Genomic DNA, 23,403 nt, shown 5'->3' on the forward strand with positions numbered 1-23,403 from the left:
TGTATAAGTTCATGAATAACTAAACTATTTAATCACAACGTACTCCAGGTTCACCAGCTTCGCATAGGTCACGATCTGATCTGTTGTCAGGTTCAAGGAAACTACGGTATGGTGACCGCCGCCATTCTCTATCCAGGCTCTAACCCCGTCCTGGAAGTTAGGCTTCACATTCCACAGTACACGGGCTACAGGCAGATTAGGCGCTGGAACCGTTGGTTCGAATGCGGATACTTCGTTGATCAACAACTTGTAATGTGTACCGAAGTCTGCCATGGATACCACGACACCTTCTCCTGCTTTGCCATCGAATACGAGACGTGCAGGATCTTCACGATCGCCAATACCCAGTGGAGACACGATGATTTTCGGTTTATTGCTGGCGAGTGTCGGGTCCACCTCAAGCATATGGGATTGAAGGATAGCCTCTTGACCAGCTGCCATCTCGTACGTGTAATCCTCCATGAAGCCCGTGTTTTCGTTATGGGCCATGACTTTGAGCAAGCGGTCGAGTGCAGCTGTTTTCCAATCGCCTTCACCTGCGAAGCCGTATCCTTGGGCCATCAGGCGTTGTACAGCCAGACCTGGAAGCTGCTTCATGCCATGCAGATCTTCAAAGTTAGTGGTGAAGGCACTGTATCCACCCTCGTCCAGGAAACGTTTGATCGCAATTTCATAGCTTGCTTGTACACGTACGCTGGCTTCCCAAGCTTCTTTGCTGTTTGTACCATAATCGAATTCATACAGCTCTGCATACTGAGCGATCAGGTCATCGATTTCTTGCTCCGTCACAGCATTCACGTATTGCACGAGGTCGCCGATACCGAAATAATCGACCGTCCATCCGAATTGAATTTGCGCTTCCACTTTATCCCCTTCGGTTACGCCCACGTTACGCATGTTGTCGCCAAAACGGGCAACCTTGATGTTAAAGCTTTCGTTGTAAGCTACAGCTACGTCCATCCAATCCGCAACCTGCTGCTGCACTTCTGGACGCTCCCAGTAACCAACAACGATTTTGTTTTGTTTTCTCAGACGTGCATTGATGAAACCATATTCGCGGTCACCATGAGCGGCTTGGTTCAAGTTCATGAAGTCCATGTCGATCGTCGCCCAAGGAATGCTTTCATTGAATTGAGTCGCCAGATGAAGCAACGGTTTTTGCAGCAATTTTGTACCCCGAATCCACATTTTTGCAGGCGAGAACGTATGCATCCAGGTGATCACACCCGCCACTTCGTCGCGATAGTTAACTTCCTTCATGATGCTCGTGATTTTATCTGCGCTTACCGCCAAATCCTGCAATACGAGTGGGTATGGCAGCACGCCGCTTGCATTAAGGGCATCCGTGATTTTCTGTGCGTTAGCTTTAACCTCGCCCAGTGCTTCTTCCCCATACAGGTGCTGTGAACCTACGACGAACCAAAACTGTTTAGCTGCTGTTGTTGACATGTAATCATCTTCTTTCCTATATAGTGTGTTTAACTCCATTTACACTTGATCACTCCAACTGCAGTACCATCTTACGATCGCTGTTATCCCCGGATTTCTTTTATCTCTTTACAAAGGTAGAAATCCGGGGATAAAGGCGAACGCTTCGCTTCTACAGATTGGTTCTGCACTCTCCGTTATCGTGTAAATCTTAAATCCTAATATAGATCACTCAGTAACCAGAACAATCTTCAATTCGCTGTTTTCCTGCTCGTATCATTTTTGTCCGTAGTACGCGTCTTTTCCGTGTTTACGCAAATAGTGTTTATCCAAAATGCCCTGTGGCAGTTCTTTGGCAAAGTTATTCAGTTGCCGCGCATACAGGTTCATTTTGCATACTTCCTCCAGTACAACGCTGTTCACCACCGCCGACTTGGCGTCTTTGCCCCATGTGAACGGGGCATGACCATGAAGCAAGACTGCCGGGATCGCCATCACATCCAGTCCGCGCTGTTCGAACGTCTCGATGATGACATGGCCTGTCTCCGCTTCGTAGCCGCGGTCGATCTCTCCCTGGTTCAAGAAACGGGCACAAGGTACGGCACCATAGAAGGTATCTGCATGCGTCGTTCCCATCACGGGTACGTCAAGGCCAGCTTGTGCCCAGATGGTCGCCCAAGTGGAATGGGTGTGCACGATACCGCCGATTTCCGGGTAATGTTTGTACAGTACCGCGTGAGTGGCGGTATCCGAAGAAGGTCTCATTTCGCCCTCTATCACATTGCCGTCCAGATCGACCACAACCATGTCGCTTGGTTTCATCTTGTCATAGCTGACACCGCTCGGTTTGATGACAAACAGGCCGCTATCCCGATCCATCGCGCTAACATTACCCCATGTGAACTTCACCAGTCCGTGCTTAGGAAGCTCCAGATTCGCCTCATAGACCTCTTCTTTCAGTTGTTCTAACATGTGTTAGTCCCTCCCGTTCTCTACCAGATGATCTACCGCCGCCTGCTCAATCGCGAGGCCCTTCCGATAACGTTCGATAAAAGCTTCAAATCCTTTGACATCCGATGCATCCGGTGCAACTTCCTCACCCTCAACATCATGGAAGACCTTCTGCTCAAGGAACACATCCAGGCTCTCCTGCTGATCCTTGTTGATCATGTACGAGGCCAGAAGCGCCATTCCCCATGCACCGCCTTCACCCGCTGTAGACATCACTGACACCGGCACGTTCATCGCTGCAGCTACGATCCGCTGTCCGACAACAGGGGTCTTGAACAGACCTCCATGAGCCAAAATGCTGTCAATTGCCACATGCTCGTTCTTCGTCAAAATGTCCATGCCAAGCTTGAGTGCACCGAAAGCAGTGAATAGATGCGTGCGCATGAAATTCGCCAGATTAAAGTTGCTTTCCGGTGAGCGAACGAACAATGGACGGCCTTTGTCGAGGCCCGTAATGTTTTCACCTGAGTAATAACCGTAGCTCAGCAAACCGCCACCATCCGGGTCGGCTTCCAACGCCTTATTGAACATCACGCTGAACAATTTGCCGGTATCCACTTCGTAGCCCATTGCCTCAGAAAATTCACGGAATAATCCAAGCCAGGCGTTGATGTCGCTGGAGCAGTTGTTGGCATGCACCATGCCTACCGGACTACCGTCCGGCGTCGTCACCATATCGATCTCGGGATACACTTTGGATAATTCCTTCTCCAAGACGATCATGGCGAACACGGATGTGCCGACAGAGATGTTGCCCGTACGCTTCCTCACGCTATTCGTTGCCACCATGCCCGTTCCCGCGTCACCTTCTGGCGGACAGAGCGGAATGCCTGACTGCAAATCATTCGAAGGGTCCAGTAGCTTGGCTCCCGCTTCGGTTAACTCACCAGCGTTCTCACCAGCGAGGTACACCTTTGGAAGAAGGTCCTCGACTTTCCACGGATAGCCTTTGTCTGCGATCCGTTCATCGAACTGCTTGATCATGGATGGGTGATAATTATGCGTAGACTCGTCGATTGGAAAAATGCCCGAAGCGTCGCCAATACCGATGGCTTTATTTCCTGTCAGCAGCAAGTGTATGTAGCCAGCCAAGGTTGTCAGGTGGTCGATGCGAGGCACATGAGCCTCTTCGTCCAAGATCGCTTGGTATAAGTGAGCGATGCTCCAGCGTTCCGGGATATTGAACTGAAAAAGATCCGTAAGCTCTCTCGCAGCCTTCCCCGTAGTCGCGTTACGCCACGTCCGGAACGGTACCAGCAGTTCTCCCGCACTATCCAATGCGATATATCCATGCATCATGGCGGAGAATCCGATGGAACCTACCGTTTGCAGCGTAATTCCGTATTTCCGTTCCACGTCTTGCTTCATTTCACGATACGCGGTCTGAAGACCTGTGATAATATCCTCCTGGTTGTACGTCCAATATCCGTCTTTCAGGAGGTTTTCCCATTCAAAACTGCCTGACGCGATGGTCTCGAAACGTTCGTCGATCAAAACCGCCTTGATCCGCGTCGATCCAAATTCGATGCCTAGTGAAGTGGCTCCCTTGGTAATCGCTTCTTTCATATCCACATGACTCATGATCACGTAGTCCCCTCTCTGACCACAGTAGGTAAAAGTAAAAATAGTTTTGACTTAGGATGATTAAAATGAATCCATATTCCGGTTCATTGAAAAGAATGCGCTTTCCTTTTCTGACAGCCTTAGTATATTTTTTGTACGTACATTTGTCAATAATTTATAATAGTTATACTTACATTAATTGAAATATACCGTCTAAATGATCTAATTCCTGTACTCAACAGGCTTTGTTGTAAGGTACATATCTCTGTTTTGTAATGGGAGTTGTACGTTTTAATTCAAAAAACCTGCTGTTGCATTTCCATTCCATTTGAATCATGATAAAATATGTACGTACAACTATGGATATGACGATGTTTTTTTATAGATAAGTAACGATGAAAGAAGTGGACTATGTGAAGCCAAAGTATCAGGTCATCATTGATGATATTAAGAGCAATATCCTGTCGGGGACCTATAGTGTGGGCGAACAAATCCCTACCGAGTCCGCATTGCAGGACAGCTATAACGTGAGTCGCCAGACGGTGCGGAAGGCCATTTTGGAGCTGTCGAACGAGGGCTTTTTGAGAAGCGAGAAAGGTTCCGGCACCTATGTGAGCAATCTGTATCGATCCAGAACCGGCGGGAACACGATGAAAAAAACAATCGGCGTCATCACAACGTATATCTCCGATTACATCTTCCCCTCCATCATCCGCGGCATTGAAGGCCGATTAAATGAAGACAATTACTCGTTGCTGTTAGCCAGCACGAATAATGACGTTGCCCAAGAGAAAAAAGCGCTCGAAATGATGCTGGCTTACGGCGTGGATGGGCTGATCGTTGAACCGACCAAAAGCAATCTGTACAATCCCAACATTGCTTATTATCTTTCCTTTAAAGAGCAGGACGTTCCGTTCACGATGATCAATGCCTTTTATGAAGAGCTGGAGGTGCCTTTCTTCTGTCTGGATGACGTGCAGTCCAGTTATCTTGCTACCCGGGAGCTGATCGCCAAAGGACATAGCCAGATCGGCATTATAGCGAAAATGGATGACTTGCAAGGGAAGTACCGGATGAAGGGATACATCAAAGCGCTGGGCGAAGCCAAGCTGCGTTTTCATCCCGAGCAGGTACTCTCGTTCGATACGGCATCGAAACCGGATCTCTCCACCAATCTGGAGGTGTTCCTGGAGGAAAACAGAGATGCGCTGACATCCCTTGTCTGTTACAACGACGAAGTGGGGCTGGAAGTCGTACATGCATGTAGGAAGCTGGGAATTTCGATCCCGGACGAGTTATCCATTATTGGTCAGGACAATTCGTACATCGCCAAGAATGCCAACATCAAACTTACGACGTTAACCCACCCCCAAGAGCAAATGGGCCGTGATGCAGCGGATTGGGTCATCAAGAAACTGCAAGGCAAAAAGGATCTGCCCACCAACACCTATTACCAGCCCGTGCTGGTTGAGGGTGAGACAGTGAAAGAAATTGAGTTGGAATAGTATGTAGACCGAGATTTGTTGATGTAGGTTGGTGTGTTTGCGGCATACAAAGGGACATCCCTCCCTGCATTACCCATCATTTGACCGTCATCGCGATGTTCATGCTGAAATATGAAAAGGCTGCCGTAATGGCAGCCTAAGATGTCTTGCAGATGCCTTGCTTTAGTCATTCTTTTTAGCTAGAAAGGGAACCAAGCACACCCTCAAGGTGTGACTCTCTCAATGAAGAATTTTCCATTATTTTGTGATGCCATTCCAGAACGTCAGCTCGTCAATCGGCAGTCGAGTGGTCGGATGTCCCGGCTGTGAGGCTTTGCCGATGGAAATGAGAATGGTTGGAACATAACGTTCGGGAATATCGAACGCTTCAATGAATTTATTTTTATCGTATCCAGCCATTGGAACAGTATCATAACCTCGCGCTTTGGCGGCAAGCATGAACTGCATTGATAATAAACCACAGTCAAATATGACGCCATCTTTGATATATTGAGCATCCATGCTTCCCAGCATACCCTTCATATTGGTAACCAATGATTCCTTAATTTCTTTAGTCATATAACCTGCTTCTACAGAAGCATCATAAACGGAGTCAACCTGTTTGATGTATTCCAAGTCCCCCAACACCGCAATAACGGCCGAGGAGTCTACCACCTGCTGTTGATTGTTCGCGATGGGAAGTAATTGTTCTTTCAGAGCCTGATCATTAAAGACAATGAATTTCCATGGCTGCATATTCGCGCCAGATGGAGCAAGGGCTGCTTCAGTCAGAATATCTTTCAATTCCTGCTCTGACATCTTGAATGCAGGATCGTAATTCCGTACAGAACGTCTTTCCTTCACCACTTCCATAAAGCTTTGCTCTTGTTTTATGCTCTCCATCCCGTTTTGCCTCCCATATATTATACTGTGTATTATTTAACACAGTTAAAGATAAAAAAATATACCACTAACTGTGCTAATATAAGCACAGTATATATGTGGGATAGGGATGTTGTCAATTCTCCATTATCGGACTCATCCTGTTAGCCATGTCGGCTATGGTGTATTTTCGCAGGATTTCCAAAACGCTATCATTGATTTCTTCCGTAATATCGTTGAACATATCATGCATCTGCATACCAAAGGCGTGTTCACCCGTGGAATCCAGCATTCCTTCGCACAGCGATGCCTCGGTCTGAAGCGACATATATATATCTGCCAGTGTCACCAATTCCGGCGGCTGCTTCATGCGATAACCTCCATCGCGTCCTTCACGAACCTCCAGAATATTCTCTTGAGCGAGTTTGGCTAATATTCGACGTATCAATGTGGCTTCTGAGCATAAATGATCGGCGATATTGTTACTTGGATAGCGGTTAGGACTATCCGACATGAATACAAGGGCCTGCAATGCCAAGCCAAATGCCTTGCTATTGGAGGGACAGGTATGTTTGGCCTTTTTCATCGTACCGGGCTCCCTTCTTCGTTGCGTCCTGTGTGCATTATAGCAAACCCCAAACAGTCGTTCAACACGGCATGGAGGTTTGCAAACTGTAGCTTGCTACTATATAAACCAGAAGGTACACGCCGATGAAATATAAGAAGAGGAACCTTCCAAAACAATATATCTTCGAACCCTTGGATAGTAAGCTAGTAATACAGCTATTCTGTTCAAAGAAACTTCAAAACATCATATAATAACCACTTAACAAACCATCGTAATTGGTATATTATACAATTGTAGCAAAAATTTATTATATTCAGAGGAGGTTTTAACCTTGAAAAAGACGCTGTCTATGGTTGTCGTCGTAAATCTGCTTTTCAGTTTTGCCTTTGGCTTTCAAGCGTTTGCTGACGATGACATGGCCGAATCGGGAGTTCACCCTGATGCCCATGTCGCAGAACAGGTACTGCAGCCAAGTGAAGAAATCATATCCGAACTTACCAAGGCTGCTTCTGAGCTCGATTCATCCAAACTAAAGAAGCATCGGGTAAAGGCATCTGTCAATTTGGAATCGGCTACCGCGTCTTCAGAATTACAAAAGGGACTCATTTCGGCTCCGCAATCGGTTATCGCTACAGCCACAGCAGAGACTAATACATACACGGGCTACATCCAACAAGAAGGTACTTCCAGCTTTTTATACCCTATTTATGTACAACCGGGAAGCATACTTCAGGTACAAATGGATAATCCTGCATCAGCGCAGCTAGATTACGATCTATATCTCTACGAATTTGACATGGCCACTGGTGATTTGAACCCAACTCCAATTGATTATTCCATCTATGGGACGTATCTCAATAACTACGGAAATGGATCCAGAACCTTGTCTGAACATGTCGGCACGAAAAATAGCACGGCCAGTTCCAAAGCCTATTTAATTGAAGCCTACGGCGCAGTTGGAGGCAGCATCAATGAACCATTTACTCTAACTGTCTCAACTAGCTCAACCTATGATGCGTACGAGACGGATGAGAATGCGCTTCATGCTTATCCTTTCACGGTAGCAACTGGTGGCTCTACTCTTTCAAGCCGTTCCATTAATTCAGAGGTCGATCAGGATTGGTATAAGATCACGGTTCCCGAAAGCAGAAATTACGATGCCATGCATATCGATCTGGATCAAGCCTCTGTAGGCAATGGCTATAAAGCGGAATTGTATAGTGCATTAAGCAATAATCGGATGGCACTGGTTCCCTCCACCAATGGCAATGTGTCGCTAGGCACGGGCACATATTATTTGCGGGTGTATACAACAAGCAATTATTCGGATAACAACTATTCATTACACCTTCAGCCCGTATTAAGAGCCGATAAAGTCGTGATCACAGGTTATAATTCCAATGGTGGTCCGAATGACTACCCCACATATACTTATGGACGCTACTACCGTATAACAGGAACCAGTTTTACGGTGACCGGCGTTGCCGCGACATCAGATAACTATGCGGTAGCCAATGCAGAAGTAGAAGTCATTTGGGAGAATGATTATTGGACCGAAGGCAGCAACAACAGATATCGGAGTGCAAAGGTTATGACAAACAGCAGCGGTCAATTCACTGCTACCTTAACCCTGCCTCCTTCAACCGGGAGCATAAGTCAATACTTGCCGGGAGCCATAAGCTTCACGCATTATTATGATATTTGTGGTGTGCTGGCGAAGGTAACGAGTCGTCCGAGTGCAAATGATACGGATATTGTGTATCACTTTGCCTACAGTATTTACGGAGGTTAATCAGAGCGAGAAAAAGCAATGGGCGATTCCAACATGTCTGTTGCTTTTTTTGTCCAATCATATTAAAAATATGGAATAATATTCCGATAGTATGAAGAGAAGTGAATTATTGGAATACATCAAACGAATAGGGGTGTTTTTATTATGAAGGTTCAAAGTACGACTCCGTTTGACCTCAATGCCTACATTCAATCGAAACAACGCGCGGATAAGCCGTCCTTAGTCACAGGCACGATACCCGAACTGTCACATAACAACGACACAGTGGAAATCAGTCCGGCTTCCAGACAGTTAGCAGCATCCGATATTGTGAATCATTCCGCTACATATTTTGGAACCGTTCAAATCAATGATTCCTTGAATCGCTTACTCACGGATCAACCCTCAGAGGTGAAGGAAGCTGTCTATGGCATCATTCAATCCAATCTCATTACTAACGTTACCGGGGAAGAGGAAAGATCTGCATTACTGGAATTGGGTCTCACTCAAGCAAAGTATATCGCGGACAACTATATGAAAGGGGATAAAGCGACGGAATTCATGAATACGATTCGTCAAATCGCCGCCATCTCCACAACCAGAACCGTAGATCCTGAGACGAAAGAAATCCATTACGAGACACCGCCTCAGAGACCTGTGGGGGCTCCAGATGATTATATCGATCTAACCTATATGATGAAGAAATTCGAACCGAAAACGCTGGACAAGCTCCAGGACGCGATTGTGAACGGAAAAGACTGGAACAGCATTCTGCAGAGCTTCGCCAAAAATGCATCGACTAACCAGGACTGGTTGAAGGAATACCAAGAGGATGTAGCCAAATCAACCGTAAATATCGCTCGGGAGAACAGATTCGAAAACGCCTCTACTACCAGCTTGTCTGAGTTTGTCGAGAATATCAAGAATATGATCGCCCATGCTGGATTAGAAAATAGCGATTTTCTGACAGACAATATAGAAGCATTTAAGCGAACTTTGGCAATCCCAAAATCCAATGGGTAATAGATAAGGTTTACCAAAACTCCTGTCGGCATGCCACTGAGAGTCAAAACAAAAATACTATGTATGCCTAAATTGACTCTCAGTGAAGTCATGCTCTACATCGCTTTTCTCCTATTTGAATTTAATGTCAGCCACTTGACCACTTTCAACAAAACCTATATTTTGATAAACCTTATTCGCATCAGGATTCTTCAAATCTGCATAAAGCATCGGCTCTAACCCCTCTGATTTAAGGATAGAACATAATTCTGCCACAACTGCACTAGCGTATCCTTTCTTACGAAAGGCATACGGCGTATATACTGCATTAATTCTTGCATGTCTTGGAGAACGATGTGCAATATTAGCCATGGATACAGGGTGTCCATCTACTAACCAGAGATACAAATTACCTGTCTCTATGATCGACTCCGCTGCTTGAATTTGACTAGATGGCTCAACCTTGACTCCATAAGCTCCTTCCGAGAAACCAGCTAAAAATTCAGCAACCGTCTCCAAATGATGTCTAGTAGCTAGGTGCAAATTCCCTTCTACATGAACTGGCTTCCTTACCTCTGAACAAACGTAGGATTCCATCATCATATAAGGAACGTATTGGAGCCCATTAGACTCTGAATATACGTCAGCAAAGTGATCAACAGTCGTTCGGTCACCTGATATACCAGGAAGCTCCGTTCCCTTGAGAACTTCTAAAAGTTCTTGCAGGAGCTTGTTCTTTTCCTCAGCTGCAAGTTCCTTGGAAATCCATAACCAAGCGTTGTGCCCTTCTGACTGGGCAAAGATCATTGTTTCATTAGATGCTTTTAGGCAGGTTGAACGCTCTGACTCGCAAATACGATGAATAAGATTGTACTGGACTTCGTCAGCCATAAACATATTCTGACGCAGTACTCGATCTTTTACACCAAACTTTTGCCACATACCCATTCCTCCTCGATCATTATAAAAACACAAAAAACTCCATCCCATTAGGGACGGAGTCTATTCCGCGTTACCACCCTGATTGGTGTATGATTGAATACACCCTCTTTGTCATCGTCCAACAACGATGCTTCTATATAACGGTAGAATACCGGGCCCGTCTACTATTATTTCGAAGGCCTGCTCTGAGGTGATTTTGGATTCGGATACCTACTGCCTCGCACCAACCGCCAGTTCTCTGAATGGTTTTTCCGCATCTACTTGTCCTCTTCGTAGCATTTAATTACAAAGTAATTAGATACACTATATTGGTAAAGGGATATTATGTCAATTATTTCAAGTCCTAATACCGCAATTCTCCATCATATTAGCTTGGTTATGAAGAAGCATATCCTTACATAGAGGCTATCCTTGCAAACCCCAATGCGGATCTGAAATGGCTTCACTCCCCATCCGTCGCCAGGAAGCGAATTGTAACGGTTGTTCCCACACCTTTTATACTCTCATAATTAATTTCCCCGTCATATTTTTCTACAATATTAAAACAGATCATTAATCCTAGTCCCGTTCCATTACTTTTTAATGAATAAAACGGCGTCCCGAGTGACTTCACCTCATCCTCTGACATTCCGTTCCCTTCATCAATGATCCTGATCTCGATATAATGATGATTTCTTTTGGCAATCACAGTCACAGGTTTTCCCATATTGGAAGCTTCCAAAGCATTTTTAATTAAATTCATCAACAACTGCTTAAACTCAATGGGATTAATAAAAATGAAGCAATTCTCCTCTGCCTCGATATTCATCTGATTATCAGATAACATCGCATAGGAACGGACCAGACCTGTTACGCTCTGTAGAGCATCTTTCACATCCACTTTTTCCGGCTTCTGATCTTTATTAGGCTTGGAGAGGGTTAGAAATTGGGAGGTAATCTGTTCAACGGTATTTAGCTCATCTATCATTAATTTGAACTTGTTTTTGATTGGATCATCAAATGCAGGATCTTCTCTGTATAGCTGCAAAAAACCTCGAACAACGGTGACTGGATTTCTAATCTCATGCGCTACAGCTGCCGTCAAATGAGCTATCATCTTTAGACGCTCCGATTGTTGTAATTGCTCATGGTAGAGCTGCTGCTTTTTCATACGACTAAAGGATAGATGGAAGATGAGAAATAATAATACCTGGCTCGCTATAATATTAATGAGGTTCCCTAGGATATCATGATGTAAATATGAATATACATTCCCTTGATCAATCAGAATGATATAACCAAACGTAATCAATATTAAAAATCCATTCACAATGATGGAGAAATAAAACAATTTTAAATCAAAAAACAGAATGGCAAGTGAAGGAATAAGACAAATGAGGATATAGGTAGTCCATGTCTCTGGATATAAGAAAAACAGGGTATAGAAATAAGCAAAGCCAAATAAAATGATGACCTTTCTGAAAAAATAGGTTTCATGCTTGGGGTAGACCAACAAACAAACCGCTAGAATGGCCACACATGAAAAATGGATCACATACCCCAAGGTAATCCCGTTTAATTCTGTCGTCGATAGTATTAATCCGGCTAGCATAAGAGCAATGAGCGTTAACATGGAAATATAATAGGTTTTTCGGTTGACCTGACTATACAATTCTTTCATCCACTCACCACTTTAAATTAATGTCGACACCTTCGGTGTGTATGTATCCTTTTCATTGCTATATTTAAAGGCATCCAAGTGGATGCCCTTACCTATAATAGCATTGTATCTCATTTAAGTAGTTATAGAATATGAAAATCTGATAATAAAAGATTCCCTTTACCCGTGAGACTGATTACATCCAAAAAATAAATGATTTTACCTTATTGACTTAAACCATGGTTTAAGTCGTATGCTATACCTGTCGACAGAGTTAACATCCATTTGGAGGTCTCCACCATGAAGTATTTTTCCATTAGTGAAGCTTCAGCCAAATTGAATATTCCAGATTCAACATTACGTTTTTATGAGAAAAAAGGACTTCTGCCCATGATTGAGCGTGATGATGCTGGCAGACGATTATTTTCAGAAGATCAGATGGCTTTATTGGAAACCCTTGTTCGCTTAAAAAACACGCATATGCCCATTAGTCAAATTAAGCAATATATGGACTGGATCATAGAAGGAAATTGTACGCTTGAGGCCAGGCTTGAAATGATGCAAAATCACAAGCAAGCGGTGCTGGATGAAATTTCATTGATGCAGGAATCCCTAAAGGGAATTGATTTTAAAATTAATCGTTATACCCATCAGATACAGGAAAGAAACGAAGAAAAAGAAACCTAAGAGGAGCAACTATAATGAAACTTTCAGGAAATACAGTACTCATTACCGGCGGAAGTGCTGGCATTGGATTAGCATTTGCAGAGCGCTTCTTAAAAGCCGGGAATACAGTCATTGTTACTGGACGACGCGAAGCTGCACTTCAACATGCAAAAGAAACACACCCGGGCCTTATTACGTATGTGAATGATCTGAGTATTGAATCTGAGCGTGTGGCATTGTTTGATTGGGTAACCGTGAACTATCCGGAAGTAAATGTATTGGTCAATAATGCCGGAATTCAACAGCGTTTTAATGTGCTCAAGTCAGATGTGAAGAACGATTGGAGTTATTTCAATAAAGAAATTACAACGAATATTGAGGCACCTTTGCATCTATCCATGCTGTTCGCTCCTTATCTTGCAGCCAAAGAAGAAGCCACGATCATTAATGTCACTTCTGGTTTAGCTTTTACGCCGTTTGCGATTGCACCGATATACTCAGCTACCAAAGCGGCCCTTCACTCCTTTACAATCAGCCTGAGACACCAGCTTTCGGACACGTCTGTAGAGGTTATTGAAGTCGCTCCTCCGGCAGTAAGTACAGATTTGGGTGGAGCAGGGCTGCATACGCATGGAGAACCATTGGATGCTTTCGCAGACGGAATTTTCAAGGGATTAGAAGAGGGGCACAAGGAAATTGGATACGGTACCTCTGTTGCTCGCTTACGCATGTCTCGGGATGAAATCGACAAGTATGCAGAGCAGATGTATAACACAACGAAAAATCTAATTGATTAACTCATCTGCGAGCCACGTGTGGCTATTCAATAGGTCCACCAAACACGCTCATATGCTTCAAATAAAACAGGCAGATGCAGGCTAACCGCCGCATCTGCCTCTTCTTCATTCTATCCCTAGCCAGAGCAGTCCATTATAATGTTGATTTCATAAATCTCAAGTCAACGTAAGAATGATCTGTTCCCCGGAACGGGTAATCTTGTAGATCCCCTCCTGCATGTCAATGCCATAGTGCTTCTTCAGCAACCACTTTGCGTTACGATCCGTCTCCACGACGACCAGATAATCGTAACCACTCAGAAGATTGTCCATATTATCCTCATAGAACAATACGATTCCGTCCACATGTGGAGCATACAAGAAATACTTCCCGACATATTGCATGTAATAATTCGTGACCTGCTGGTCCCTGTCCGAGGCGTAGAACAGATATCTGCTGTTATCCTCCTGACCGCCTTTATACCAGCGATCACCGGTAACCGCATGGATTTTGTAAGGAAGCGTAGTATCGTAGGTTTTGGCAATCGAGACGATCCCATTGTATTCCGATAAAAGGATGGTGGCCGCAATCGCCATACAGCCGATAATTCCTTTTTGATAATGACCCTTCGTCTTGACCGTCTTGAAAGCTTGATAATCAGGCACTTCACCAATCCGATAGTGGAATGAACGCTCCAGGTCAACCGCAGCGCACAGCACCAGCCCACCCGCGAACAGTACCACGATACTCGACGCATAACGTTCAAAACCGGCCAGTCTGATGGCCTCATCCAGCGGCATGGAGAAGAGATACAACGCCAGAATCCCTGCATAATACAGCAACAATACGACATCCAGCGCAATCAGTGCTTTCCACAAATTCCATTTCTTCTTGAGCACCACATAGGCAAATATCGAAGCCGCAATCGCTACAAGCTGGAAGATAATAATACCGATGACCGGCCGTGTCGTAATATCCGTACTGGATTTTATGAACAGCCACAGAATCTCATGCATCTGCTCTGCCGTTTTGCCGGATTGAATCCCGGAAGCAGCAACATCGAACTTGTTATCTACCCCTTGGAATACCGTCGCCATTCGCCAGCTCCAGCCGAAGTAAGGAATCAGCACCCCGCAGATCGTTCCCACCACAGCGAGTACATTTTTCCAACCGGACTTTTGTCCGTGAGTCAGCCATGTGTACACCAGGAAGATCAGGCCGACGGCCGCAAAAATAATACCGGTACTTTTGATGATTGTCAGCAAACCCGCAAGCGGAAGAACGACAATACATGCTCGCTTGATATTATGACGATACTGGTAGACCACTGCCAGGATGGCCAGCGCATAGATGGGGAGCAAGAAATCGACGAGCAGATTGGTAATCCGAATCGTAAGGTTGAAGAAGGACAGTGTAGATAACCCGAGTCCAAGAAACGCGTAAAGCAGAAAACGTTTCTTCTCCGAAACGATACCGAACATGGCGTAAAAACAGGAAAAGATCAGCAGACCTTGTGCCAGAAGCATCACGGACTGGTCATGCCCCATGAAGCGACAGACGTAATAAATAAACGACGAGGTACCTAGTGGATAATTTTTAAAATCAATTAGATTCGAATCCGGTGTCGGAAAAGCATCTGTGCTGAGCATCTGCTTCAAGACAATCGCCCAGTGGGAAAAATTATCGTAGTGCGTCAATTGATTTTGGAAGAGTACCAGTAAGAAAATAAACGTCCCTGCCAAAAATGAAAATTGGAATAAGGAAAAAGAAATGCGAAAGGATGCCCCTCGGCGCATTCCGAGAAACACCATTCTTCCATACAATAGTAATCCGACGAGAAGCAGTACAAGGCTGCCAACGTAGAGCTGCCCTACCAAGCCGCTAAGAAAGACAATACATGCTATGGAGGAAAACACAAATACAGGGATGAACTCCCAACGTATAGATAGTGCCTTTCGCACAAACTGCATGTAACCAATAAAGGAGAATATCAATAAAACTCCCATCACAAGTTGAAGCATATACAGCATCTCTATCTCTCCTAACCCTCTCTGGTGAAACGATCGGCATGTGGATGGGTCAAATCACTCAGCAATTGATCTATCAAACCGCGCTCCACGATATCATCAATATTCTCCACCGAGAGAAGCACTTCGCGACGATTGGCTGTTGTTTTCCCGGTATGCTGCAAAATGACTTCAATATTACTCTTCGTGTAAAAAGTAACGATCGCCCCTGCCGCAATATCACCATGGAGACCCGTGGCGGAAAAGAAACGATAATTGAAGCTGCGCAGTGTACAGCCCGCGTGATTGGTGAAATGGACTGGAAGCTGCAAGGAAAGCCGCGGCATTTTCCGCTGATCTGATCTCGGCTGAACAATACGTTTTTTCACATTACGCAGCATATCGTCGTAAGCGGTATCCCACAGATTCATCTGCTCTGGCAATGAGTGTTTACGGTCATAGATGATTTGCATATATTGGCGGTTATCCGTTTCGTCGATTGGCTGAACCGTTGCAGAATAGCGCCAGCCCTCTCCATCCTGCTTTACATAGACAATGACCGCATTGAGATTCGCCTCATATCGCTCGGATTTTACGACCAAAGAGATCGTCTTCTTTTCAGGTAAATAGATGGGATACGGAACATAGAAGGCAATACCTTGTTCGGATACATCTACCGTCTTGGCCTGATAACGCAGATTCGTGTCCTGATCATGGATCGTGACATCCTCTTGTGCCCGAATCCGCTCAGTCTCCCGATACGCACGACGGCCGATCATGAAGAACAGTGCATAACACAGTGCAATCATATTATGAATGAGCCAGAAAATAATGATACTGCTGAAGAACAGCGCAATGCCGTACTTGCCGTTAACATACCGAATTACAGCCGCAATCGATAGCAGGAGCAGGAAGATATGCGGAAGTGCATATAACAGAGCAGACATCCATTTCCGACCGCTCGCTCTGCTTTTGTTCGTAACCTTGAATTTTTTCTCGCGAATACCCAGGGTTTCGAGGAGAACCGGCCAGATCAGATAAGGCATAAATATGGTATCTATGACCTGACTCCAGCGCTGATTCCGAATATTGCTGGACAGATAACGCATCGATACGCTGTAGAAGAAATAGGACGGAAGCCAGAATATAAGGATCTGCCAGAAGGTTGTGTTTACAATCTTAAAATCAAATAAGGCAAACAAAATTGGCGCCAAAATGAATATCAACCGGTTAAAGAAAGACCACCAGTATAAGAAACTGCTTATATAGGTCACCCTCGTCCAGAAAGGAAGCTTGTCGGATAGAGGAGCACGCGTATTCTGCAGGCTCTGAATAATACCCCTTGCCCAGCGAATTCGCTGCTTAATCATGCTCGGGACAGTTGTTGTCGTCTGTCCTGCAGCTTGAACCTCTTGAGTCGCATAGGTAATATAGCCTTCCTGCTGTAAACGAATGCTTGTCTCAAAGTCCTCGGTGATCGTATTCAATGGAAAACCGCCGATGTCTTTCATACCCTGCCGGGAAATAATCGTGTTGCTTCCTGTATAGGCTACCGCATTGGAGGCATTGCGCAGGATGTTAACTTCTCTGGAGAAGAAATCCTGTTCATTGGGAATTCCTTGCTCTGCATAGAGGTTGAACTGGAATAGATCCGGATTGTAGAAGCTCTGAGGGGTCTGTACCAGCCCCAGCTTGAACTTTTTGTCCATTTCATCCTCACGGCGAAGCCGCCATTGCCCGTTCTCTTCTATAAATGTGGAGAGCAGGAAATACGGGACGGTTTTCATTAGAAAGGTGTGTTGCGGAATCATATCGGCATCAAAGGTCGCAATGAGTGGGGAAGAGGTTTTGCTCAAGGCATTATTCAGGTTGCCTGATTTGGCATGCTTGTTACCGGGGAACCCCAGATATCCAACACCAAACTGTTTCGCAAGCTCCTCCACCTCAGGTCTTCCGCCATCGTCACATATATAGATATGGACCTTTTGCTTGTCCGGATAATCCATGAACGTACAGGCATTTACCGTTTTATACAACAGATCGACCGGCTCGTTATGCGTGGCAATGAACACATCCACATCCGGATAATATTCCGGAGGAACGATGGGAAAGTCGAGCTGCGTACGTTCCTTTTGCATCTTTTGAAAAAACAATTCAAAGGTGGTTAGTACGGTTACCGTCTCAGCCACAATTAAAAGGATACCGAAGATGACGTTTAATACACCTTCTCCCCATGGCAATGTAAAAAACATCCGCCATAACAAATAAATCGACATCAGGATCATGGTGATGACAAAGAAAATATGTTGCCTTTTTTCGTTTTGCACTACAGCTGCTTCCTCCTTGCTGCAAATACCCATCTTCGCTGCAATTGAAAACTGAGCAGGAACAGCAAGGCATCACAGACAAATTTCGCAATTTTCTCATCCACGAAGAAAATCGTATGGAACAAATATACCCCTGTACTGGAAAGCACAATCACCACTCCGCACAACGTCAAATAGCGCCATAGGCTGCCCTGACTATCTTCTTTGCGGAATACAAAATGCCTGTTCAGTACATAGTTGACGACAATGGAAATAACTCTCGCAATCACGGTTGCGAGCAAAATTCTTAGATAATCCTGCTGACCCAAGATGGGCCGCAAAAAGTCGATCAAAAACCATGCAATTCCCAAATCGACAACAGAACTCACAACTGACGAGGAAATAAAACGCAGGAAGTTGGAGAACAAGACACCCATTACCCGAGCACTGTCTTGAATCGCTTTGAAGTGGGTTCCGGCATTTCCATTTTCATAAATGACTTGAATCGGCACCGTATGAATCGGGATGCCGGATTGAATACACGAGATGAGCATCTGCAGCTCGTATTCAAACCGGGTGCCACGAACATCTTGCATAAACGCAAGCAGCCCGGGGCCAAAGGCACGAAGCCCAGTCTGGGTATCTGACAGTTTTTTCCCGTAAAGCATAGCAAAAATAAAGGACGTCATCCGATTGCCCAGCAAAGACTTCGGCGGTATTCCTCCCTCGCTGAAGTTCCTTACTCCGAAAAACAACGCATCAGGATCGCGCCTGGCTTCTTTGGCGAGCCTATATACATCCTCTGCAGCGTGCTGTCCATCTGAATCAGCAGTGACAATGAAGGAAGAGGACGCATCGAACTGCTGTCCGATATATTGAAATCCCGTCTTGAGTGCGGCACCCTTTCCCCGATTTTCCGTATGCCGCAGCAGGACACACCCGCTCTCACGCAGCTCATCGAAAATCGACTGGTATGCCTCGCCAGATCCGTCGTCCACAATAACAATATGGGTCAAACCATATTTTCGCAATTGCCGCACATAGGACAGAAGTCTCTCATCTGGCTCAAGCGATGGAATGAGGATAATCGTTTCGCCGTCCTTAGGTATATCCATAATCATCCTATTAAGCCTCAATTCGACATATTTTCACAAATTCCTTTTTGAATATTGTGAGTATAACACCGAAAGGGTAGACAGTAAACGAACAACTTGTATATATTTTGGTAAAAAAGTTGTATTCGCATTTGTGCTATTTTATAGGCGAATAATACTAGGAATAGGGCTGTAGTATACACAACGAAAAACTCGCCATAGTAATGACGAGCTAGTGTTAAATGAATCTATAGGATTACTAATCTATTCGAATTGCCTCGATATAAAGTTCGATGCTCACTTCATGTCCAACGACAATTCCACCCGTTTCCAGAGGCGAGTTGAAGCTCAAGCCATATTCATTACGATCGATACGGGCAGTCGAATGAAATCCCACACGTTCCCGGCCACGAGGGTCTTTGTTAAACCCTTCAAAAACGGTATGAAAAATGACGGGTTTTGTTACTCCATGCAGAGTTAGATTGCCCATTAGTTCATACTGCCGTTCGTTAGCAGGGACGCAACTGGTGCTTTGAAACGTAATGGCAGGATACTTGGCAGCATGAAAGAAGTCATCGCTCCTCAGGTGTTCATCTCGTTGCCGCTGGCGAGTTGTGATACTATTTGTGTCGATAGAAGCCTGAATACCCAGGGTTGTTACATCGTTAGGGTCGAAACTTAAGATCGCTTCGAATTGCTCAAATACTCCTTTGATTTGATTAATCATTAAATGCGTCACCGAAAACTCAACGGAGCTGTGATCCGGATCTACTTCCCAATTAACATTGCTCATGAAAATTCCACCTCAATAATAGATTTTGAAGAAAAGGTTTCCCTATCTCCAATGCACTGCGCTCTTCGCATGCTCCTAATATACAAAAACGCTACTGACAACGTAATGTCAGTAGCGTTTTGGGTTTCGCTAGACGTAGAATTAGCCCCTTCCATCTCAGGATGGCAAGGGGTTTTTGCTGTTTCTCGGCAAAGCTTGGAGCAATCGGAAGGCGTCGCGGGGAATCCCCCTCCGCCACTTGGGGTTCGAGTATCTTTTCAGTAGACCTCTGCCAATGAGGAATGCTAAGGAGGGTAAGCAGAAGCATGGGCCGCAAAAACATATCGAGAGGCTACCGCTATTCTCCGCCACGGATACGAACGGCTCAATGACTATGCCACTCTTGCCAGGACGTCGTGTCGGACGCGCGGCTCCGCTGATGCCGTGGCGTGGCTGCACACAGCCGCTGCACTGTGGGTGCTGACAGGCTCGGTGTCGTTCAAGCGTACTGCTCCGTATGGGGCCGGCTAAAAAAGACTTACAGATAGATATTGATTAATCAATTACTTTGATGCAAAAATAAATAACCTCGAACGGTTATTTACTTTCGTTGAACTCAAATAGCTCGGGAAGATCCAAAAAGTACGAAATGTTGCACATCATGCCCATGGCGATAAAAATCGTTGCGTTTCTTTCTGCATCGGGCATGCCTGCTGCTTTAAACTCTTTCAGGACATAAGTTCTGATGCGGGATAACCCCTCTTTGGTTGCCACCTGAATTGCTTCTTCGGTGATGCCAATACCGATCACCAGCAAAGCAATCTCATTGGGATATTGGGCCGACAATTCTTCATAAGCTTTGAGCATGTCGTTGTCCAACTGATCCGGACTCGACTCGACATTTTTAAACGTTTGGAGTATCCGGTCGAACGCCCGATTTAAAACGGTGATGAACAGTTCCTCCTTCGTCGGAAAGAAACGAAACACATAAGGCTGAGAGATCCCGGCCTTCTCTGCGATATGGGCAGTCGTGGTGTTATAGTATCCCCGTTGGGCAAATAACTCCAAGCCTGCCTCAAGGATTTCCTGCTTGCGATCCTGTCCTTTTGACCTAATCATAGCAAACCTCTTTCGTTAGTAATTGATCAATCACATTATATCCGTCATTTATCCCCGACGCAAGGGGAAGCCCTATACCCTGAATCGGTACGATGTCTTCTCCCTTGGAATCTGGAATCTGGAAAAGCTGCGTCTAATAGTCTTCAATCAAATCCTCGGGTCGCTGAATTAATGCTCTTTTTTCTTTCCCATTAAAATAGAAATCACTGTAAATACAGTCGCAAGTATGACGATTAAACCACCAACCCAGCCGATCGATGACAAGGTTAACCGCTCTACAACGACTCCGCCCAAGCCTGCACCTAGGGCAACACCAAGGTGGAAGGCGGATGAGTTCAAGCTCAATATAATTTCGGCTGATTTAGGAGCCATAGTTACCAGATAGAACTGTTGTGCAGGAGCAGTTGTCCAAGCTCCAAGCATCCAGAGTGCAAGAATAAACATGGCACCTCCAAAGGTAACTGCAGCCAACGGGAGGAAGAACAAGGCAATAGCATGAATCAACAGACTGACAATCAGTGTTCGAGCAATCCCCCATTTATCAGCGCCGTAGCCTCCAACACGCGCCCCAACAACAGCCATTAAACCCATGCCAAGCAAGACGAGACTAATTGTATTGCTATTGAGGCCAGCGTTTTCGCGTAGTAACGGCGCAATGTACGTGGAAACAACAGAGTAGCCGGTAATAAAGAATAAGGAAGCTAATATACCGCTGATTACTTTGAAATCTTTGAGAATAGCCAATTGCTTGGATAAAGGAATCGTTTCTTGCCCAGACATTTTAGGTATCGCTTTTACAATCGCAATAATAGGAATGATCGTGATTATTCCAAGAATTGCGAAGATCCAGCGCCACCCCATATATTCACCGATTAACGTTCCTAAAGGAAGGCCGACAACGAGCGCAAGACTCGTACCCATCAAGATCGTGCCAATCGCACTTCCTCTTTTCTCTGGAGGAGCAATTTGTGCTGCAATTCCCAGAGCCACTACTGCGAATACCCCAGCGCTCACACCCAAAATAACACGAGATATCATCAATATCGTAAAGTTAGGACTCAGAACAGCGATGATATTACCGATAATGAACGTAAGAAGTGCTATGAACAGCAGCTTTTTTCGATCCGTTTTTGAAGTAATCGCAATCAGAATTGGCGTTCCTACCGCGTAGGCTATAGAATACATGGACACCAATTGTCCAGCCAAGCCAATAGAGACATTTATATCCGTGGCAACCATGTCTAGAATACCTGTAATAATTGATTCGGCCGTACCGACCACGGTTGCACCTAATGCAAGCAAATATATAATCCATTTGTAGTTTTTCATGAAAAAATTGGTCCCCTAATCTATTGTTTTATTATTTGAAATAATACATTTTCTTCTTTTGGATCACTTCTAACCTATGGGAATCCATGCCTAAAACATCCGACCGCAAAAATGAATATCACCCCCTTCTTGTATATTTATCGAACGATCGATCAAAAACATTCAAAAAAATATATTGAACGATCGATCAATTTAGAGTAAAAAAAGAGCTGATTATACTTTGATAGCATCCCAGCTCATTTGAATCATTTTATCAATATTTGTTGGACTGAACTCATACGCCCCATTTAGATACTCTTTTCCCATTTCGACAAAAGGTAAACAGGAGTATGTAACCAACAGATTCGTTTCCAAATCCTTAAACAAACCTTCCTCAATTCCCCTTTCAAACAAAGGGTACATCGGCTTAAACACACCGCCATTTTGATCCTTACACTTTTTACGTATAAAGGGTGAGCCAATAAACTGTTCCATTAACAAAAAGCTGTCCTTATTATTCAAGATGTAATTTGAATAATTTCGCAGAATTTTCTCAAACCCGACTTTTACGGGTGTACTCTCTGTTACACCATGAAACATGAGCTGGTGCATTTGATCCTTGAGCAAAAAATACAACTTGATCAGCATATCCTCTTTGCTTTCAAAATAAAAATAAATGATCGAGGAAGAGATCTTCGCCCTTTTAGCAATTTTTGATATGGATATTTCAGAAAGGCCATTTTCATTGAGAAGTTCAATCGTAGCCTGATAAATAAGGTCCACTTTGCTTTCGGATTTAGTTTTCATACCCAAAATATAATCGAACGATCGATCAATGTCAATAAACGATTCGACTTTTGCAATCGCATCCTTAAACTCACGTTTATATAGGACACCACAATCACTCGTGATATCGCATAAGTTTTCAAGCAAACAATCCTCATCCTGTATCCTTTTCAGCCTAAAAACTTATGATTTGGATTTATTATATTTAACTCATCGTATCAGTTAAGCTCTGTGTCAACAATACTTCTACTTTTACGAAGCCCTCGAAAGTGTCTAGCG

General features: G+C 44.6%; 19 protein-coding genes and 1 other annotated feature. Of the genes, 5 read left to right on the forward strand and 14 right to left on the reverse strand.

Annotated features, from left to right (window positions below):
* Positions 1-24 precede the first annotated feature (24 nt).
* The 3 genes from araA to P5G61_RS09745 form a co-directional block, all read right to left on the reverse strand.
* Positions 25-1,449, reverse strand: coding sequence for an L-arabinose isomerase (gene araA / locus P5G61_RS09735; protein ID WP_079348336.1), 1,425 nt, complete (start codon positions 1,447-1,449; stop codon positions 25-27).
* Between the two features lie 255 nt (positions 1,450-1,704).
* A complete protein-coding gene (locus P5G61_RS09740; RefSeq protein WP_301246266.1) occupies positions 1,705-2,400 on the reverse strand; it encodes an L-ribulose-5-phosphate 4-epimerase in 696 nt (231 codons plus the stop codon).
* Positions 2,401-2,403: 3 nt separating this feature from the next.
* Positions 2,404-4,020, reverse strand: a complete 1,617-nt coding sequence (locus P5G61_RS09745) for a xylulokinase (RefSeq protein WP_301246267.1) — start codon at positions 4,018-4,020, stop codon at positions 2,404-2,406.
* Between the two features lie 395 nt (positions 4,021-4,415).
* On the opposite strand from P5G61_RS09745, the gene P5G61_RS09750 reads away from it, so the two are divergent.
* Positions 4,416-5,507, forward strand: coding sequence for a GntR family transcriptional regulator (locus P5G61_RS09750; RefSeq protein ID WP_079348514.1), 1,092 nt, complete (start codon positions 4,416-4,418; stop codon positions 5,505-5,507).
* A gap of 237 nt (positions 5,508-5,744) precedes the next feature.
* Here the strand turns inward: P5G61_RS09750 and P5G61_RS09755 are convergent, their stop codons facing one another.
* Together P5G61_RS09755 and P5G61_RS09760 are read right to left on the reverse strand one after the other, a co-directional pair.
* Complete coding sequence (locus P5G61_RS09755; RefSeq protein WP_301246268.1) at positions 5,745-6,389, reverse strand: nitroreductase family protein; 645 nt, start codon at positions 6,387-6,389, stop codon at positions 5,745-5,747.
* A 115-nt stretch (positions 6,390-6,504) separates the two neighbouring features.
* The gene (locus P5G61_RS09760; protein ID WP_079348341.1) at positions 6,505-6,954 is read right to left on the reverse strand and encodes an RrF2 family transcriptional regulator; all 450 of its coding nucleotides are present in this window, start codon (positions 6,952-6,954) and stop codon (positions 6,505-6,507) included.
* 313 nt (positions 6,955-7,267) lie between these two features.
* Between P5G61_RS09760 and P5G61_RS09765 the strand changes: the two genes are divergently transcribed.
* A complete protein-coding gene (locus tag P5G61_RS09765) occupies positions 7,268-8,728 on the forward strand; it encodes a hypothetical protein (RefSeq protein ID WP_301246269.1) in 1,461 nt (486 codons plus the stop codon).
* A 144-nt stretch (positions 8,729-8,872) separates the two neighbouring features.
* On the forward strand, positions 8,873-9,730 hold the full coding sequence (locus P5G61_RS09770) for a hypothetical protein (RefSeq protein ID WP_301246270.1): 858 nt from the start codon (positions 8,873-8,875) through the stop codon (positions 9,728-9,730).
* A 111-nt stretch (positions 9,731-9,841) separates the two neighbouring features.
* Here P5G61_RS09770 and P5G61_RS09775 read toward each other — a convergent pair whose 3' ends face one another.
* The gene (locus tag P5G61_RS09775; protein WP_301246271.1) at positions 9,842-10,651 is read right to left on the reverse strand and encodes a GNAT family N-acetyltransferase; all 810 of its coding nucleotides are present in this window, start codon (positions 10,649-10,651) and stop codon (positions 9,842-9,844) included.
* 46 nt (positions 10,652-10,697) lie between these two features.
* Positions 10,698-10,934: a binding site (T-box leader), on the reverse strand.
* 159 nt (positions 10,935-11,093) lie between these two features.
* Positions 11,094-12,311, reverse strand: coding sequence for a sensor histidine kinase (locus tag P5G61_RS09780; RefSeq protein WP_301246272.1), 1,218 nt, complete (start codon positions 12,309-12,311; stop codon positions 11,094-11,096).
* A gap of 279 nt (positions 12,312-12,590) precedes the next feature.
* On the opposite strand from P5G61_RS09780, the gene P5G61_RS09785 reads away from it, so the two are divergent.
* Together P5G61_RS09785 and P5G61_RS09790 are read left to right on the forward strand one after the other, a co-directional pair.
* Positions 12,591-12,977 carry a MerR family transcriptional regulator gene (locus P5G61_RS09785; RefSeq protein WP_079348351.1) on the forward strand — a complete coding sequence of 129 codons (387 nt, stop codon included), beginning with the start codon at positions 12,591-12,593 and terminating at the stop codon, positions 12,975-12,977.
* Positions 12,978-12,991: 14 nt separating this feature from the next.
* The gene (locus tag P5G61_RS09790; protein WP_079348353.1) at positions 12,992-13,753 is read left to right on the forward strand and encodes an SDR family oxidoreductase; all 762 of its coding nucleotides are present in this window, start codon (positions 12,992-12,994) and stop codon (positions 13,751-13,753) included.
* Between the two features lie 156 nt (positions 13,754-13,909).
* Here the strand turns inward: P5G61_RS09790 and P5G61_RS09795 are convergent, their stop codons facing one another.
* The 7 genes from P5G61_RS09795 to P5G61_RS09825 all read right to left on the reverse strand — a co-directional run bounded on the left by P5G61_RS09795 (position 13,910) and on the right by P5G61_RS09825 (position 23,271).
* The gene (locus P5G61_RS09795; RefSeq protein WP_301246273.1) at positions 13,910-15,763 is read right to left on the reverse strand and encodes a hypothetical protein; all 1,854 of its coding nucleotides are present in this window, start codon (positions 15,761-15,763) and stop codon (positions 13,910-13,912) included.
* Positions 15,764-15,774: 11 nt separating this feature from the next.
* A complete protein-coding gene (locus tag P5G61_RS09800) occupies positions 15,775-18,066 on the reverse strand; it encodes a glycosyltransferase family 2 protein (RefSeq protein ID WP_301246274.1) in 2,292 nt (763 codons plus the stop codon).
* The gene (locus P5G61_RS09805; RefSeq protein ID WP_301246275.1) at positions 18,066-19,160 is read right to left on the reverse strand and encodes a bifunctional glycosyltransferase family 2/GtrA family protein; all 1,095 of its coding nucleotides are present in this window, start codon (positions 19,158-19,160) and stop codon (positions 18,066-18,068) included. Before P5G61_RS09805 ends, P5G61_RS09800 begins: the two co-directional genes overlap by 1 nt.
* 238 nt (positions 19,161-19,398) lie before the next feature.
* The gene (locus P5G61_RS09810) at positions 19,399-19,932 is read right to left on the reverse strand and encodes a YceI family protein (protein ID WP_301246276.1); all 534 of its coding nucleotides are present in this window, start codon (positions 19,930-19,932) and stop codon (positions 19,399-19,401) included.
* A 576-nt stretch (positions 19,933-20,508) separates the two neighbouring features.
* Positions 20,509-21,030, reverse strand: coding sequence for a TetR/AcrR family transcriptional regulator (locus P5G61_RS09815; RefSeq protein ID WP_301246277.1), 522 nt, complete (start codon positions 21,028-21,030; stop codon positions 20,509-20,511).
* Between the two features lie 168 nt (positions 21,031-21,198).
* Entirely contained in the window at positions 21,199-22,359 is a 1,161-nt protein-coding gene (locus P5G61_RS09820) for an MFS transporter (protein ID WP_024629584.1), read from the reverse strand.
* A 213-nt stretch (positions 22,360-22,572) separates the two neighbouring features.
* Positions 22,573-23,271, reverse strand: a complete 699-nt coding sequence (locus tag P5G61_RS09825) for a TetR/AcrR family transcriptional regulator (protein WP_301246278.1) — start codon at positions 23,269-23,271, stop codon at positions 22,573-22,575.
* Between the last annotated feature and the right edge of the window lie 132 nt (positions 23,272-23,403).

Source organism: Paenibacillus vandeheii, assembly GCF_030433635.1.
Taxonomy (GTDB): Bacteria; Bacillota; Bacilli; order Paenibacillales; family Paenibacillaceae; genus Paenibacillus; species Paenibacillus vandeheii.